We start from the raw sequence: 16057 nt of genomic DNA, 5'->3' as shown, positions 1-16057 counted from the left end.
GCGCCCAGTCCTCCTCCTCGGCGCGGCGGGAGCGGGCTGGCTATGGATCGTTTCCCCGGCCGGGGCCGGACGGGCTTACCGCCTGTCCGGCCCCGGCCGTTTTTGTGCGCTGCAGTTTCCCTGCCCGCGGATACCGCGTGCTTCGGCATGCCGCTCCAAGTGCGCGTGAGTGCTCCGCCCGTTATGGTTGCACGTACTGCGGCCGTTGAGCCGCGAACGCACTGACACGATCAGCAAATGGGGGAAACATGAACGGACCACAGGAGCACAACAACGGGTATGCCCAGCGACCCGGCCAGGGGCAGCCGCAAGGGCAGGGTCCGGTTCCGCCGGGACCGGCGTTCCAAGGCACCCCGGCCTACCCGGGGACACCGACCACCCAGGGAGCTCCGGCATACCCGGGAGCACCGGCCGCCCAGGGAGCTCCGGCATACCCGGGCGCACCGACCGCGCAGGGATACCCGGGAGCACCGGCTTACCAGACGGCACCTGTCGCGGCGAAGCGGCCCAAGCAGGTGGACTCATCCTTCGCCATGCTGATGGTTGTCCTGGTCCTTACCGTCCTGAGCGTTCCTGTCGGGATCGCCCAGCTGAACTCCGATGAGAGCCGCGCCGCCATAGAGTCACAGGCCGGGGCCTCGGCAGTGGACGCCGCAATCGCGGGCGGCATCGTCCTGGTGTCGGTTATGGCGATTATCGGTTTCGCCGTCACCTTGGTGTCTGCCATCTTCATTCGGAAGGGGCACAACTGGGCCCGGATCATGCTGACGGTCTACACGGGGTTGACCGTGCTGAGCCTGCTGGCGCAGTTCAACTTCCTGGGCTGGTGGGGAATCCTCCTGTTGGTCCTCGCCACCGTGCCGCTGTACCTGGCCCCGTCGCCCGAGTATTTCAGGATGATGAAGCAGTCCCGCCAGAACCAGAAGGCGGTCCGGCCCTTCTAGCCGCAGGCGCTTCCCGCCTTTCCTCCTCCCGGACCTGCGCATCGAAGGGCCGGGAGGAGGACCCGGCCGGCGCATCAGGGCGGAATCAGCCGCCGGGCCGGACCGGCACTTCACTCAACAGGAGCGGAACTCAATGCTTGACCATACGCTGGCCATGACCACCGAGGAGCGGTGGAACCGTGCCTTGGAAAACCTCGAGCGGCGCAAGGTGCGTACCCTCCCCGGCCCCCAGAGCTTCGCGTCCGGACCACAGGGGTGGCCATACCCTGCAGCTACCGGCATCTTCAGTCCGCTGGAAGCCACGTGGAGCCGTGGCAGGCTGCAGTTCCGCGGCAATGGAGAATTTGAACGCGACATTTTGGAACACATCAATTTCCATACCAGCGATTTCCGCAGCCGCATGGAAATTGTGGAGGCCTTTCGCTATCAGGGTTTTGAAGTTGCCACCAACGCCGGGATAGAAAACGTTCCCGTCACCGTCACCATTTACCAGTACCGCCGCGGCCTCGTCGCACCTCCTGCCCACATGCGCTGGGAATGGGCGCTGGAGGAGGTAGCCGCCGCCGGAATCGACGTGCGGGAAGGCATCTCACGCTCCGAAAAGCTCCATTCCCGCCCCGCGGACCTGGGCGTCATGGCCGCATACACAGTTGCCGGACATGACGGAACACTGACCTGGGAAGATGACGTACTCCGTCTGCGGGACAACACCGTGGACAGGGCCGTGGCCGTTGCCGCATGGGACCACTTCCACGGGGCGAAGACGGGACGGGCGCTATACCGGGCTTTCCGCGCAAACGGATTCGACGTCGAATACGACGGGGACTGCGGCCAGGTTTTTGTCCATTTGCCGGTTCCCTGAGCTGTTAACCGGCGCTGGCCGGCATCCCTGCGCCGGCATATGCTTCAGCTGCCGAACGAACCCTCAAGGAAGTGCCGGTTCGCTTCGGCGCGCGCCAGGAGCTCGCCGTCGGTAAAGTACTTCCGGTCGAACTCCTCCCTCCCCCACAAACATGGTCCACTCACCGTCAACACACACGGGCCAGCAGCGGCGGACCCAGTTGAGCTTGTCCCGGACGTTGTTCCGGTTGTCCGGATCCGTACTGGTGTACTGCAGGACGGTGCAGTTGTGGATCATCTGGTCCCTGTCGCCGTCGCGCTCGAGGAACTCCTCATCGCTCCACCGCTCCAGGACCAGGCGCGTTGCCCACATGAATTCGCCGTGGGTCACCAGCAGGACATTGTCCCGGGCGTTTTCGCGGTGCAGCGTGCTGAGGATGTTCCGCACCCGGTTCTCCGCAACGTTCGCAATGGATTCGCCGGCGGGCGGAGCCCAGTAGAGCGGGTCGCTGTCGCGGTAGGCCGCATTCTGCGAGTATTTCCGCGCGAAATCCTGCTTCGACATGGACCCGATCTCACCCCATGAACGCTCCCGGATCACCCGGTTCTCTTCCCATCGCACGTCCAGCCCCAGGTGCGCCGCGGTTTCCCGGGTCCGTGTGTACACGGACACCATGGCACGGTCGAACTGGATGTTCTGCTGCCCGATCCAGGTGCCGGCAGCTTTGGCCTGCTGCACCCCGAGGTCCGTCAGGCGCCACGAACGATCCGGGACGGTCATGGTCTCTTCCGTATAGAGGCTGGGATCCCCGGCTTTGGCCGCCCTCTGCATGACATTCGCCTCACTCTGTCCGTGCCGGACGAGGAAGAGATTGCGGGGCATAACCATCGGGACCTCCTGATACGCGGGCTTGTTTCTGCTGATCCATCCTACGGGCAGTGCCTCCTGCCGCCTGTGACGCGGCAGGCCGGAGTTGAATGGAATACGCTGCGGAACTAAGATTCAGTGTCCGACCATGGGTCGGCTGTCAAGGGTGCCCCGCAGAAGGCGGGTAGCTGGAACGCGAGGTGTGGATGTCTGGCCGGAATCTTTATGTGGCGCGACGGGTCGGTGCCGTCGTTGGACGCATATTGGTTTATGCCCTGATCTGGCTGGGGTTGGCATTGCTTATCGCCGCCATCGGCATCCGCTTCTTCTGGGGCAAAATCTCCGTCGGCCAGATGCTCCTGAACCTCGTGTCCGTCGAGACGGACGGCGGCGGCGGGAACGTCGTATGGCTCGGCATTCTGGGGATCGGCGTCGTGCCGCTCCTCATCACCGCATCGATCGCCCTGTGGCAGCGCTCCCGGCGCCGCAAGCTCAGGAGCCAAGATGCCGTCGGCCGTCCCGGCCGCACCCGCTGGATCATGCGCAGCATCTCCACGGTGCTGGTGGGCGCCGTCGTCATTGGCGGGACCACGGCCTTCGCCACCACGGTAGGCGTCGGAGACTACATCAAGGCAGCCAGCTCGCCGTACGACGTCGGGGACTACTTTGTGGAGCCCACCGTCAGCGACGCCGGCAACAAGCGCAACCTGGTGCTGATCTACCTGGAGTCCGGCGAGGGCACCCTGGCCGACGACCAGCTCTTTGAAAAGGACGCCTTCCTGCCCCTCGAGGAAGCCACCGCTGAGGCGGACGGCTGGCGGAGTGTGGAGAACTTCCAGCAGTACCGGGGCGGCGGATGGACCATGGCGGGCCTGGTGTCCACCCAATGCGGCGTTCCGCTGAAGGGCCCGGGGCTGGGCATGGACAGCGGCAGCGGCAATGAGCTCGGCGACAACACCGAAACCTACCTGGGCGGGTCCACCTGCCTCGGCGACGTGCTGGAAGAGAACGGTTACACCAGCGTCTTCCTGGGCGGCGCCAACTCGTCCTTCGCCGCTAAGGACACGTTCCTGGGCACGCACGGCTACTCCGAGGTCAAGGGCCTGGCGGAGTGGCGCGAGGCCGGCGACCCCGAAGAGAGCTTCCGCAAGGACTGGGGACTCAGCGACGAACGGCTCCTCGCCCACGCCAGGACGCAGATCGACGAGCTGCATGCGGAGGCCGAACGCACCGGAAGGCCGTTCAACCTCTCATTGCTGACGCTGGACACGCATGAGCCGGTCCACATCTACGACTACTGCAACGTGGACACGGAGAACCAAGTGACGTCCGCGTTCCACTGTTCCATGACCCAGGTTGCCGGCTTCGTGGAGTACATGGAGGCGCAGGGCTACCTGGAGGACACTGCCGTGGTGATCATGGGCGACCACCTCAAGCATATGAGCGCCGGCGATGCTTTCCACGAGCAGCTCGACCACCACCCCAACCGCACCATCTTCAACCGCATCTGGGTGCCGGGCGGCGGGACCCAGACTCCGCTGCGTCCCGGCGCGGACCAGCTGAACATGTACCCCACCATCCTGGAAGCTGCCGGCCTGGAACTGGCCGACCACGAGGCCGGACTCGGCGTGTCCGCGTTTGCGTCCACAGTCCCCGACGGCTCGGCGCAGGCCCTGCAGCCGGAAGCCTACGCGGAGCTGCTGGATTCGCTGTCACCGCGGTTCTACACGCAGGCCTGGGCCGGGCGGCGCTAGGTACTTACTGTTGTCTTCCCGGTGCCCCGGCCTGCCACCGGTTTGGCGGGCCGCCGCTTCTTCTTGCGGCGGCGCTTCCCCTCACCGGCAAACGGCGGGCGCGGGGCACCGCAGCGCGGCCCCCACCAGTAGCGTCCGCCCACAAGGATGCCGGCCATCAACCCGAAAACGGCAGTCAACGGTGCCAGTCCGTATCCGTTCGCGCCGGCAAAGATGATTGCCGGAATCAGGCCCACGAACAAACCCAGCAGCGTCATGAACCGGATCTGCAGGGACTTCACAAACCGGTAGAGCCCCCAACCGCCCAGAAAGCCGGCCGCCAGCGAGACTGCGATAGTCCGTGGCGTCAGACCGCCGCCAATCAGTGCCACGGCCGGGAACACAAGCAACACGAAGGCGCAGCCGGCGTTGAGCAGTGCCAACTGCCACCCGCCCGTGTAACCGCCGTCGTCGGCCCGTTCCCGCTTCCGCCTCAGAACGGATCCTGCCCGCTTGCCGGTCCACCGGTGTCCACCGCCTACCGCCCCGGCAGCGAAGCCCATATACAGCGGACCGGCAGCCGGAACATCAAGAACACCTTCAACGCTAAGCATCTGCAAGAAGATGAAGTTGAAGGCCCAGGTCATCACGAAAGTGGCCCGTACGGACCGTGAGACTACCCGGAACAGCAGCACGCCGTAGATCGCACCCAAGGCGAAAACGTGGACGATTCCGCCAGCTTGCCGCCAAAAAACCAAAGGTTCACCGCAACGGCAGAACCTATGGTCAGGACCCGGAGGAACCGGGGGTCTGAAACCCATTTCCAGGTGATGTCCGCTCCCCCAATATTTGAAGCAAAAACCCCTCCTCATCAAACGCGATCAGGAGGGGTTTCGTGGAGCCCCCTGCCGGATTCGAACCGGCGACCCCCTGTTTACAAGACAGGTGCTCTGGCCAACTGAGCTAAGGGGGCGTGCTGGCGGCGAAAGAACCGCGCCAGTCACGCAGCTGCTGTCCGTCGGAAAGCCGGCGGAACAAACAGCGCTAGACAAGATTAGCCCAGAGCGCCCGTCCCCGTGAAACCGGAAGGGTTTCACGGGGAACAACGGGTGCCCCGGGCGCAGGACCTACTTGTTGGCGTCCACCGCAGCCTGGACCGTCTCCGCGAAGGTGTTCGGATCCGCTTCGGCACCGTTGACGTAGATCGTGGGAGTGCCGGAAATGCCGTCAATCCGGGCCAGCTGGTCCGCGTACTTCACGAACGGGCGGTAGGTGCCATTATCGATGCAGGACTCAAGTCCGTCAGTGTCGGCACCCGCAGCGGCAGCCATGTCCACCAGACCCTTGTTGTTCACTTCACCGCTGGCGTGCTGGGCGAAGATGGCCTTCATGAAGTCCCAGTAGGACTCGGGGCTTTCGGCAGCAACACAGGCCGCAGCGTTGGCGCCGCGGGAGGAGTAGTTCGTGGGCGAACCGCCGTCGAGGAACGCCACCGTGCGGTATTCGTACGTGACATCCCCGGCGTCCAGCCACTGTGCTATCTGCTCGTCATAGGCGGCCGCGAAATCGGCGCAGTGGACACAGTTGATGTCCACGTACTCCACAATCTGCACGGGCTGGCCGGGTTCGGCCGCGGTGATGCCCGGGGGAACCGGTGCATCTTCGGCGGCATCCTGCGGGGCCTCCCCCAGCGAATCGACGTCGAAGTCGAACGGTTCGGTGGGTGCCAGCGCCGACGTGGAGGTCAGAGTGAACCCGCCGTACTGGTTGGCGTTTGCCGGGGACTCCCCGGTGGAGGCCACCTTGCTGTTCACGTTGTTGACCACAATCGCCGCGACAATCGCCACCACGGCGAGGATGGCCACCACGACGCCCCAGCGGACCAGGAGCCGGTTGCGGTGCTCCTTCTTTTGCTGGGCCTCGCGCAGGGCACGGGCCTGTTCGCGCGCGGCAGCGGTACGCTCTGCCTTGGTCGGCTTCAGATTCCGGTCAGTCATAGTTCCTCATGTCTTTCAACGCCGGCCGCGTTTCGGGGGCCGCTGGGCACATCACCAGTGTAGGCGGAAGACGCTCCCCCACCTCTTGGCCAACGCCCGCGGGCAGTACAAAGTTTCCGCGCTTCGATAGAGTGGCAATATACGACCAATCAACAAAGGGGTGCCATTCGTGAACGCTGATGCCGATCCGAGCCACAAGGACGACGCGCCGGGCGGGTACGGAGACTTCGATTTCATCGTAGTCTCCAACAGGCTCCCGGTTGACCGGGTCAGCACCAACGACGGCGAGGCCTGGCGCCGCTCTCCGGGCGGGCTGGTCACCGCTCTGGCGCCGGTAATGGCCAAGGCAGACGGGGCCTGGGTGGGGTGGCCGGGGTCCCCCGACGAAACCCTGGATCCGTTTGACCACGACAACATGCACCTCAAGCCGGTTCCGCTGAGCACCGACGAAGTGGAGCTGTACTACGAAGGCTTTTCCAACGCGACCCTGTGGCCGCTCTACCACGACGTCATCGCCACCCCGGAGTTCCACCGCACCTGGTGGGATGCCTACCGCACGGTGAACCGCCGGTTCGCCGACGCCGCTGCCTCCGTGGCGGCCAAGGGTGCCACCGTGTGGGTACAGGACTACCAGCTGCAGCTGGTGCCGCAGCTGCTGCGCAAGGCACGGCCGGACCTGAAGATCGGCTTCTTCAACCACATTCCGTTCCCGCCGCTGGAGATTTTCGCGCAGCTGCCCTGGCGCCGGAACATCATCGAAGGCCTGCTCGGCGCGGACCTGATCGGCTTCCAGCGCCCCTCCGACGCCAGCAACTTCCTGCGCTGCGTCCGCCGCTTTGCCGGCTACACCATCCGCCAGCAGCAGGTGCACGTCACCACCGAGGACGGGCTGTCCTACGTTTCCCGTGCCGAGGCGTTCCCCATCTCCATCGACGCCGCGCAGATCGCCGAACTGGCGCAGCGCGAAGACATTATTGAGCGCTCCAAGCAGATCCGCCGCGAACTGGGCAACCCGGACACGGTCATGCTGGGCGTGGACCGCCTGGACTACACCAAGGGCATCAGCCACCGGCTCAAGGCCTACGGCGAACTCCTGGAGGACGGCGAAATCACCGTCGAGAACGCCTCCATGATCCAGGTTGCCAGCCCCTCCCGCGAGCGTGTGGAACAGTACCGGCTGTTGCGTGAAGAGGTGGAAGGGACGGTGGGCCGGATCAGCGGCACCTTCGACACCATTTCCAACACCGCATTGCGCTACCTGCACCACAGCTATCCGGTGGAGGAAATGGTAGCCCTCTACCTCGCCGCCGACGTCATGCTGGTTACCGCACTGCGCGACGGCATGAACCTGGTGGCCAAGGAATACGTGGCAGCGCGCACCGGCAATACCGGCGCCCTGGTGCTGTCCGAGTTCACCGGTGCGGCGGACCAGCTGCGGCAGGCGGTCCTGGTCAACCCGCACGACATCGACGGGCTGAAGGCCTCCATCCTGACAGCCATGAACATGCCTGCCCGGGAGGCCAGCCGGCGGATGCGGCTGATGCGCCGGCAGGTACTGCAGAACGACGTCGAGCGCTGGTCCCGGAACTTCCTGGAAGCGCTCGGACAGGACCAGGACCGGGAGCAGTAATGGACAACGCTGAGCTGCAACAGGCACTTCAGGATCTTGCGGGCACCGGGAAACTGCTGGTGGCGCTGGACTTCGACGGCACGCTGTCTCCGCTGGTGGAGCGGGCCGAAGATGCCCGCCCGCTGGACGGTTCAGCGGAAGCGGTCCGCGCCCTCGCCGCACTGCCGAATACCGTCACGGCGTTTATTTCCGGGCGTGCCCTGGACAGCCTGCGCAGTGTCGCCTCCCCTGAGCCGGAGACCCTGCTGATCGGCAGTCATGGCGCGGAAACCTGGACCGGGCCCAACGCCGAGCCGCTGCAGCTGACCCCGGAACAGGCACACCTGCTGTCCCGTGCCCGCGCCGCCGTGGAAGCCGTGACCGGCCGGCACCCGGGGAGCCGGCTGGAACACAAGCCCGCCGGCGTCGTCCTGCACACCCGCGGCATGGACGAGGCAGTTGCCCTTGCGGCCACCGACGAAGCCCGGCGCGAGCTGGGCAGGCTCGACGGCGTCCAGGTCACCGATGGGAAAGCTGTCCTGGAAGCCTCCGTGGTCCACACCCACAAGGGCGAGGGCATTCGTGCCCTGCGGGAACTGACAGGTGCAACGGCAGTGCTCTTCGCCGGCGACGACGTCACGGACGAACGGGGATTCGAAGCCCTGCTCCCGGGCGATGTCGGAGTGAAGGTGGGCGACGGGGAAACTTCGGCGCCCTACCGCGTGGACTCGCCCGAGGCCTTCACGGAGGTCCTTGCCGAACTGCTCCGGCTGCGCCGCTCCGCCGTCGCTCCAGGACCCGGGACAGATCGCTGACCCCGCCCGGCCAAACGTATGCAATACTGACCCTGTGAATCAGGTCACAGGGTCACTGCTGATACCTGTGCCTGGTTCCTGACTGCAACTAAATAGCACTCCATTCACAACGGATCGTCGGGCACGTACCTGCCCGTGAAGGGAAACACCATGGCAACGGTAACGTTTGACCAGGCAACACGCCTGTACCCGGGGACGGAACGCCCCGCGGTAGACAACCTCAGCCTCGAAATCGCCGACGGCGAATTCCTGGTTCTCGTAGGCCCGTCGGGCTGCGGAAAATCCACCTCGCTGCGTATGCTCGCAGGGCTTGAAGACGTGAACTCCGGCCGGATCCTCATCGGTGACCGCGACGTCACCGACGTCCCGCCGAAGGACCGCGACATCGCCATGGTTTTCCAGAACTACGCGCTGTACCCGCACATGTCCGTCGCCGACAACATGGGCTTCGCCCTGAAGATTGCAGGCGTGGGCAAGGAAGAACGCATGGAACGCGTCCGCGAAGCCGCAAAGCTGCTGGACCTGGAGGACTTCCTGGACCGCAAGCCCAAGGCCCTCTCCGGCGGCCAGCGCCAGCGCGTTGCCATGGGCCGTGCCATTGTGCGGAACCCGCAGGTCTTCCTGATGGATGAACCGCTTTCCAACCTCGATGCCAAGCTGCGTGTGCAGACCCGCACCCAGATTGCCTCCCTGACCCGCCGGCTCGGCGTCACCACGGTCTACGTGACCCACGACCAGGTGGAAGCCATGACCATGGGTGACCGGGTTGCGGTGCTGAAGGACGGCATCCTGCAGCAGGTGGATACCCCGCGGAACCTCTACGACCACCCCAAGAATGTTTTCGTGGCAGGCTTCATCGGCTCACCGGCCATGAACCTTCTCGAACTTCCCGTGGTGGACAGCGGCGTGGCCTTCGGCGGGGCGGTCTACCCGGTGGAAAGCTCCGTGCTCGGCGCAGCTGCCGGCAATACCGTGACCCTGGGCGTGCGGCCCGAAGACATGGAGCTCGTGACCGAAGGCGACGGTCTCCGGGTGGACGTGGACGTGGTCGAGGAACTCGGCGCCGACGCGTACGTTTACGGGCACACCACGCTGGACGGCAAGGATCATGACATTGTGGTCCGCGTCGACGGACGGCGTCCCCCGATGAAGGGTGACACCCTCTACGTACGACCGCAGAAGGGTCATGTACACCTGTTCGACACGTCCAACGGAGAGCGGCTGGCAGAACAGGCGTAAGCTCCGAAAAATATGCGGTGGCCTCCATGCTCAACTAGACTTCTGGGTAGGGAGCCACCGCATATTTTCGTTAACGCTTGTTCAAAACGTAAGGGCTTTCGCCTATGACAGACGCCGCTTCAGCCAACTGGCAGAACGAACCCACGGATTGGGACCAGGCCGGCAAGCTGCCCCGCACCACCCATGCCTCCACCAACCGGATCAACACCCTCGGATCGCTGAACATCACTGCAGCGTCCATGGACCCTGCGTTGCTGGACCTGCCTTGGCACATACCGCTGGAGGAATGGCCCAAGGAAAACCTGGCCGCACTTCCCCGGGGCATTTCCCGTCACGTGGTGCGGTTCGCCCGGCTGGGTAACTCCCTCATCGCCATCAAGGAAACCGGCGAGCACGTGGCCCGGCAGGAATACCACATGCTCCGCAAGCTCCGCCGGTTGAATGTTCCCGCAGTGGCGCCGGTGGCAGTGATCACGGGGCGCATGAACCCCGACGGCGAGGAGCTGCAGCCGGTACTCGTCACCCGGCATTTGCGTTTCTCGCTGCCCTACCGCGCCCTGTTTTCCCAGACACTGAGGGAAGTGACCCTGACCCGACTGATCGATGCCCAGGCGCTGCTGCTGGTCCGTCTGCACCTGGCCGGTTTCTACTGGGGCGACGTCTCCCTTTCCAACACCCTGTTCCGGCGCGACGCCGGGGCATTCGCCGCGTATCTGGTGGATGCCGAAACCGGGGAGCTGTATCCCGAGCTCTCCAAGGGCCAGCGCGAATACGACCTCGAGATTGCCCGGGTGAATATTGCCGGCGAACTGATGGACCTTGCAGAGGGCGGCCTGATCGAAGACACGATTGACCCGTTGGCCACCAGTGAACGCATCATGGATTCCTACCGCGGGCTCTGGGCCGAACTGACTGAGCAGGAATCCTTCGGACTGGCGGACCGCTGGCGCGTGGACGCCCGGATCCGGCGCCTGAATGACTTGGGCTTCGACGTCGACGAACTCTCCATCAGCACCACACCGGACGGGTCCCAGGTCCAGCTGCAGCCCAAGGTGGTCGACGCCGGGCACCACCAGCGGCGGCTCCTCCGCCTGACGGGTATCGATGCCCAGGAGAACCAGGCCCGCCGGCTGTTGAATGACATGGATTCCTACCGGGTAACCAACCATCCGGACCTGGACGAGGAGCTGAGCGCGCACCTGTGGGTGACTCAGGTCTTTGAACCGATAGTCAAGGCAGTGCCGCGGGACCTGGGCAGCAAACTGGAAGCCGCAGAGGTGGTGCATGAGGTTCTCGAACACCGGTGGTACATGTCGGAAAAGGCCAACCGGAACGTTCCGATGGCAGAGGCGGTCCAGTCCTACATGGACAACATCCTCCGCCACCGCCGTGACGAGGCGGCCATCCTGCTCAGCGCCGATACCCGGACCATGCAGATCCTGGACTCAGGCGGAGCCCCGGGATAACCGGGGCTCCCTCGGCCGGCAGTGGCGTCAGTATCCGTAGTCCGGAGCCGAGGCCACCAAAATAATGAAGACAATGACGTAAAGGATCCACAGGAGGGTAAAGACGCTGCCGACCACGATGCCGGCAACGGCCATGCCGTTGCTCCGGCCGGCCTTCTTGGACTGCTTCAGTCCGATGATGCCCAGGATCAGCCCCACTACGGGCACAAAGAAGGACGTGATCAGCGCGGCCAGGCCCATGGACTGTCCCGGGTTGGCCTGCGCCGGCTGCTGCGCATAACCCGGGTAGGCCTGCTGCCCGTAGCTCGGATATGGTGCCTGCCCGTAGGCCGGGTAGCCTGCCTGCTGCTGTCCGTAACCGGCGGGATCAGGCTGCTGTCCGTACGGCTGTTGCTGGCCGTAAGCTCCCGGGTCCTGCTGGCCGTAGGACCCGTACGGGTACGTGGCCTGCTGGTCCTGGCCGTCGGGAGACGGCTGCTGCTGATACTGGCCTGCGTCTGGGGTCTGGCCGGCCTGCGCCGGGTCTCCCTGCTGCCATTCCGGTCGATTCTCTGACACGCGTGTTTCCCCCTGGGTGGTGTGTGGGGCACAGCCGGTTCGTCGAAAGCGGCCGGCTGTGCAGGTCGTCGGTGTGACGCAAAATAATTCTATCCGTATCGCCGGCGGCGCGGGGTGAGGCAAATCGCATGTGAGCTTGCCCTCCGTTTTCGCTCTGGCCCGGATGTAAGTCGTTAAATAGAGGTGTATGTGAATGCACGCCTTTGTCTTCGACCCCAGAGAGGAGCTGCCAAATGGTTGAACAACTGGCTGAGGCCGTCAGCCGGGGCCTCCGCTTGGTCCCCGTTCATGAGCCGTCCCGGGACCGTCAGTGGTGGCGGTCCTCCGTGATTTACCAAATCTACCCGCGGTCGTTCCGGGACCTGCGTGGTGACGGTGTCGGGGATCTGCAGGGAATCACCGCTGAGCTGTCCACCTTGGCCGAACTCGACATCGACGCCGTCTGGCTTTCACCGTTTTACCGCTCTCCGCAGAAGGACGCGGGCTATGACGTCGCGGACTACTGCTCCGTGGACCCCATCTTTGGAACGTTGGAGGACTTCGACGCGCTCGTAGCCGAGGCATCCCGGCACGGGATCCGCGTCATCGTGGACCTGGTGCCCAACCATTGCTCGGACCAGCACCCGCTATTCCAAGCGGCCCTGGCCGCCGGTCCCGGCAGCCCCGAACGGGACATGTTCATCTTCCGGGACGGCACCGGAGAGCATGGCGAAAATCCGCCCAACAACTGGCAGTCCCACTTCGGCGGGCCGGCCTGGACCCGGGTAACGGAGCCGGACGGCACGCCGGGCCAGTGGTACCTGCATCTCTTCGATACCTCCCAGCCGGACTTCAACTGGGACTCCCCCGCCGTTCACGCCGAGTTCGAACGCATCCTGCGGTTCTGGCTGGACCGCGGCGTGGGAGGATTCCGGGTAGACGTGGCCCACGCCCTGATCAAGAAGTCCGGACTGCCTGACTGGGGAGGACGCGCGGACGGATCCTCCTCCGAGGGTTTCCCCGGCTCCGAAGCCCCCATGTTCGGCCAGCCAGGCATCCACGACATCTACCGGAGCTGGCGCAAAATCCTGGACAGCTATGACGGGGACCGGGTGCTCTGCGCGGAAGCGACCATCGACCCGATTGAGCGCCTGACGGATTGGGTCCGTCCGGACGAGATGCATCAGACATTCAACTTCGCCTACCTGCACCATCCTTGGAATGCTCCCGCCCTGCGGCATGTCATCGAGTCCTCTCTCCGGGCCTTCGACAACGTCGGTGCTCCCACCACCTGGGTGCTGTCCAACCATGACGTAGTCCGCCATACGAGCCGCTTCGGGCTGACGGGCGCAGGCCCCCGCAGCGGCGACGGCCTGGGGCCGCGGGATGAACAGCCCAACATGGACCTCGGCCTTGCCCGAGCGCGCGCCGCCACGCTACTGATGCTGGCGCTGCCCGGCGGTGTGTACCTGTATCAGGGTGAGGAACTCGGCCTGCCGGACCATACCCTGCTGCCGGACGAGTTCCGGCAGGACCCGACCTTCCACCGGACCGCAGGCGTGCGGGTAGGACGCGACGGCAACCGCGTCCCCTTGCCGTGGAAGGCGGACCAGCCCAGCTACGGCTTCAGCTCCACCGGCAGGACCTGGCTGCCGCAGCCTCCCATTTGGGGCCGGCACTCGCGTGACATTGAGAAGCGCAATCCGGATTCGACCCTCAACCTCTACCGCAATGCCCTCTCCTTGCGCCGTGAGTTGCGCCTGGGGGACGGCTCCCTGGCGTGGTGGCCGGAGCACGACGCCGAGGGGTTGGTTGCGTTCGTCAACGGCAGCACGCTGGTGGCGATGAACATGAGTGAGTCTTCCGTGGAGCTTCCGGACCTCCCGCTGCTGCTTGGCAGTGCCCCTGATGCCCTCGAAGGCAACCGGCTGCGTCCCAACCGCACGGTCTGGCTGCGCCTGGACTAGGACGTCGGCGCCGGCTTATCTTTGCCCCGGGGAGGAATGGCCTTCCCGGGGTTGAGGATCCCTGCGGGATCAAACAGATCTTTGACCCGTCTTTGCAGTTCCAGCACTTCCCCGGACTGTTCAGCTGGAAGCCAGCGGAGCTTGTACTGCCCCACGCCGTGCTCGCCGGTAATGGTTCCGCCCATTGCCAGGGCCACGGCGATTGACTCGTCCAAGGCTGCGTCCAAGCGGCGAAGCCCCTCCCGGTCGTCCGCCTGCACCCAAAAGGTGGGGTGCAGGTTGCCGTCTCCAGCGTGGGCCACCACCTTGAGATTCACCCGGTGGGCAGTGGCAATGCGTTCCAGTTCCGCCACGTACCGCACCAGGGATGAGCGTGGAACCGCCACATCCTCGCCTACCCGTACCTGCTCCACGATTGCGTCACCCCGGCTGTGCCGGCGCAGCTCCACCAGGGCCTCGGCCTCCGCGAATTCTTCGGTACTGACGGTGCCGCCCAGCCCGGCAAGTACGGAGCGAACAACCTGCGCCTCGGCCTCGGCACCGAACCCGTCTGTCTGCACCAGTAAGAGCGTATTGCCGCGGTGCTGCAGCCCGCTGCCGTGAGACCCGTCCAGCGCTATGAGGGTGGCCCGGTCCAACAGCTCCATGATGGCCGGCTGTACGCGGGCGGCACCGATCGCCAGGACACCGGCAGCCGCCGTCGGAAAGTCAGGGAAAAACGCAGCTACGGTCCGCGTTTCCACCGGCAGGTAGCGCAGGCGCACCGTAATGCCCACCACTATGCCCAAGGTACCCTCGGAGCCCGTGAACAGGCCTGTGAGGTCGTAGCCGGCCACACCCTTGAAGGTCCGGTGTCCGGTGCTGATCAAGGTGCCGTCGGCGAGGACAACGTCCATGCCGAGTACGGAGTCCCGGGTGACCCCGTACTTGGCACAGCGCAGCCCGCCGGCATTCGTGGCCACGTTCCCTCCGATGGTGGAGATCCGGTAGCTGGCAGGGTCCGGAGCGTACATCAGTCCGTAGGGGGCGGCCGCAGCGTTCAGGTCAGCATTGATTACGCCGGGTTCGACGACGGCGACCTCGTCCTGTGCATTCAGCTCCAGGATCCGGTTCATCCGCTCCAGGCTGAGGATAATGCAGCCGGCGGTGGCGTGCGCACCTCCGGACACTCCTGTGCCGGCGCCACGGGGCACCACCACAATGCCGTTTTCCCCTGCCCAACGGAGCACCGCCTGGACGTGCCGGACGGCGGTAGCCCAGACGACGGCCAAAGGCTCCACATAGTCCAGGACAGGCCCCTGATCAGCAGCGTAGGCCGCGAGGATGTCGGGGGAAACGGTCACATCCAGATCCGGAGCGGCCGCGGCGAGGCCCTGCAGGGCATCCAGTGACATGCGAGCAGACTACCGTGCACCCATAAAACGTGCGTAGCGGTCCAGGATTTCGTCCCACTCCTCGCCGATCCGCTGGTATTCCTCGGCAGGCTCGGGCAGCTGTTCCAACCCGCTGTGGCGGACCGTCACCAGTGTGGAGCCGTCATCCTCTGCTGTGAAGGTCACCCGCACGTCAGTGGGAATCCGCGGGCTTTGGCCGGCCACCCAGTCGAGTTCCAGGCGTACGTCCGGCTCCTTGACCCGGACCGTGGCCCAGACAGCTGTCTCGCCCTCCGGGCTGGTCTCAGTCAGGACGCCGCCCTCAAACTCGGGGTGCGTTCCTTCGCCGAACTCCGTGAGGTCCTCCGGCCACCACAGGTGGAGATAGTCGGTGAAGCCGTTGAAGGCCTCGTGCTGGTCCCGTGGAACCTGTCGGGAGGCGATAACATCGGCAATTGCCGCGCGCCCGGTTTCACCGGCACCGCCGCCATTCGGGGTCTCAGCGTGCGAAAACAAGGAGGAGCTCATGCATTCAAGCCTAACGGTCCCGATGGACGCCTGCGGGTTAAACAGGTGAGGGCCCCGCAACCATGCGGGGCCCTCAACCATCAAAAAATTGTCCGGCGGTGACCTACTCTCCCACACCCTCCCGGATGCAGTACCATCGGC

The 16057-nt window shown here is 65.0% G+C and carries 14 protein-coding genes and 1 tRNA gene; 8 read left to right on the top strand and 7 right to left on the bottom strand.

Going from position 1 to position 16057, the window contains the following annotated elements; translation table 11 throughout:
* The first annotated feature begins 248 nt into the window (after positions 1–248).
* The gene (locus AC5RUF_RS15585; RefSeq protein WP_494131198.1) at positions 249–944 is read left to right on the top strand and encodes a hypothetical protein; all 696 of its coding nucleotides are present in this window, start codon (positions 249–251) and stop codon (positions 942–944) included.
* A gap of 133 nt (positions 945–1077) precedes the next feature.
* Complete coding sequence (locus AC5RUF_RS15580) at positions 1078–1806, top strand: hypothetical protein (protein WP_494131197.1); 729 nt, start codon at positions 1078–1080, stop codon at positions 1804–1806.
* Positions 1807–1869: 63 nt separating this feature from the next.
* Here the strand turns inward: AC5RUF_RS15580 and AC5RUF_RS15575 are convergent, their stop codons facing one another.
* The gene (locus AC5RUF_RS15575; RefSeq protein WP_494131196.1) at positions 1870–2667 is read right to left on the bottom strand and encodes a histidine phosphatase family protein; all 798 of its coding nucleotides are present in this window, start codon (positions 2665–2667) and stop codon (positions 1870–1872) included.
* Between the two features lie 212 nt (positions 2668–2879).
* Between AC5RUF_RS15575 and AC5RUF_RS15570 the strand changes: the two genes are divergently transcribed.
* On the top strand, positions 2880–4406 hold the full coding sequence (locus AC5RUF_RS15570) for a sulfatase-like hydrolase/transferase (RefSeq protein ID WP_494131195.1): 1527 nt from the start codon (positions 2880–2882) through the stop codon (positions 4404–4406).
* Here AC5RUF_RS15570 and AC5RUF_RS15565 read toward each other — a convergent pair.
* From AC5RUF_RS15565 to AC5RUF_RS15555, 3 genes are all read right to left on the bottom strand, one after another.
* The gene (locus AC5RUF_RS15565; RefSeq protein ID WP_494131194.1) at positions 4403–5098 is read right to left on the bottom strand and encodes a hypothetical protein; all 696 of its coding nucleotides are present in this window, start codon (positions 5096–5098) and stop codon (positions 4403–4405) included. The two genes, AC5RUF_RS15570 and AC5RUF_RS15565, sit on opposite strands and share 4 nt — an antisense overlap.
* Before the next feature lie 183 nt (positions 5099–5281).
* Positions 5282–5358, bottom strand: a tRNA-Thr gene (locus AC5RUF_RS15560).
* Between the two features lie 154 nt (positions 5359–5512).
* Positions 5513–6382 carry a DsbA family protein gene (locus AC5RUF_RS15555; RefSeq protein WP_493996838.1) on the bottom strand — a complete coding sequence of 290 codons (870 nt, stop codon included), beginning with the start codon at positions 6380–6382 and terminating at the stop codon, positions 5513–5515.
* 169 nt (positions 6383–6551) lie between these two features.
* On the opposite strand from AC5RUF_RS15555, the gene AC5RUF_RS15550 reads away from it, so the two are divergent.
* The 4 genes from AC5RUF_RS15550 (at position 6552) to AC5RUF_RS15535 (ending at position 11511) form a co-directional block, all read left to right on the top strand.
* Positions 6552–8012, top strand: a complete 1461-nt coding sequence (locus tag AC5RUF_RS15550; RefSeq protein ID WP_493996839.1) for an alpha,alpha-trehalose-phosphate synthase (UDP-forming) — start codon at positions 6552–6554, stop codon at positions 8010–8012.
* On the top strand, positions 8012–8806 hold the full coding sequence (gene otsB, locus AC5RUF_RS15545; protein WP_494131193.1) for a trehalose-phosphatase: 795 nt from the start codon (positions 8012–8014) through the stop codon (positions 8804–8806). The genes AC5RUF_RS15550 and otsB overlap by 1 nt, the downstream gene beginning before the upstream one ends.
* Before the next feature lie 150 nt (positions 8807–8956).
* Positions 8957–10045 carry an ABC transporter ATP-binding protein gene (locus tag AC5RUF_RS15540; RefSeq protein ID WP_493996940.1) on the top strand — a complete coding sequence of 363 codons (1089 nt, stop codon included), beginning with the start codon at positions 8957–8959 and terminating at the stop codon, positions 10043–10045.
* Between the two features lie 104 nt (positions 10046–10149).
* Positions 10150–11511 (top strand): DUF4032 domain-containing protein, encoded by a 1362-nt coding sequence (locus AC5RUF_RS15535; RefSeq protein WP_493996941.1) that lies wholly within the window; start codon positions 10150–10152, stop codon positions 11509–11511.
* Between the two features lie 27 nt (positions 11512–11538).
* Here the strand turns inward: AC5RUF_RS15535 and AC5RUF_RS15530 are convergent, their stop codons facing one another.
* A complete protein-coding gene (locus AC5RUF_RS15530; RefSeq protein ID WP_493996942.1) occupies positions 11539–12069 on the bottom strand; it encodes a DUF4190 domain-containing protein in 531 nt (176 codons plus the stop codon).
* 233 nt (positions 12070–12302) lie between these two features.
* Here AC5RUF_RS15530 and AC5RUF_RS15525 point away from each other — a divergent pair, with 233 nt between their 5' ends.
* Complete coding sequence (locus tag AC5RUF_RS15525) at positions 12303–14015, top strand: glycoside hydrolase family 13 protein (protein WP_493996943.1); 1713 nt, start codon at positions 12303–12305, stop codon at positions 14013–14015.
* Here the strand turns inward: AC5RUF_RS15525 and AC5RUF_RS15520 are convergent.
* The gene (locus AC5RUF_RS15520; RefSeq protein ID WP_493996944.1) at positions 14012–15409 is read right to left on the bottom strand and encodes an FAD-binding oxidoreductase; all 1398 of its coding nucleotides are present in this window, start codon (positions 15407–15409) and stop codon (positions 14012–14014) included. The genes AC5RUF_RS15525 and AC5RUF_RS15520 overlap by 4 nt on opposite strands.
* Before the next feature lie 9 nt (positions 15410–15418).
* Positions 15419–15916: an SRPBCC domain-containing protein gene (locus tag AC5RUF_RS15515; protein ID WP_493996945.1), complete on the bottom strand. Its 498-nt coding sequence runs from the start codon at positions 15914–15916 to the stop codon at positions 15419–15421.
* Positions 15917–16057 lie beyond the last annotated feature (141 nt).

The sequence above is a fragment of the Arthrobacter sp. Y3224198 genome (assembly GCF_059090025.1).
Note: the sequence above shows the minus strand (reverse complement) of the source record. Positions and strands in the feature narration are given on the sequence as shown.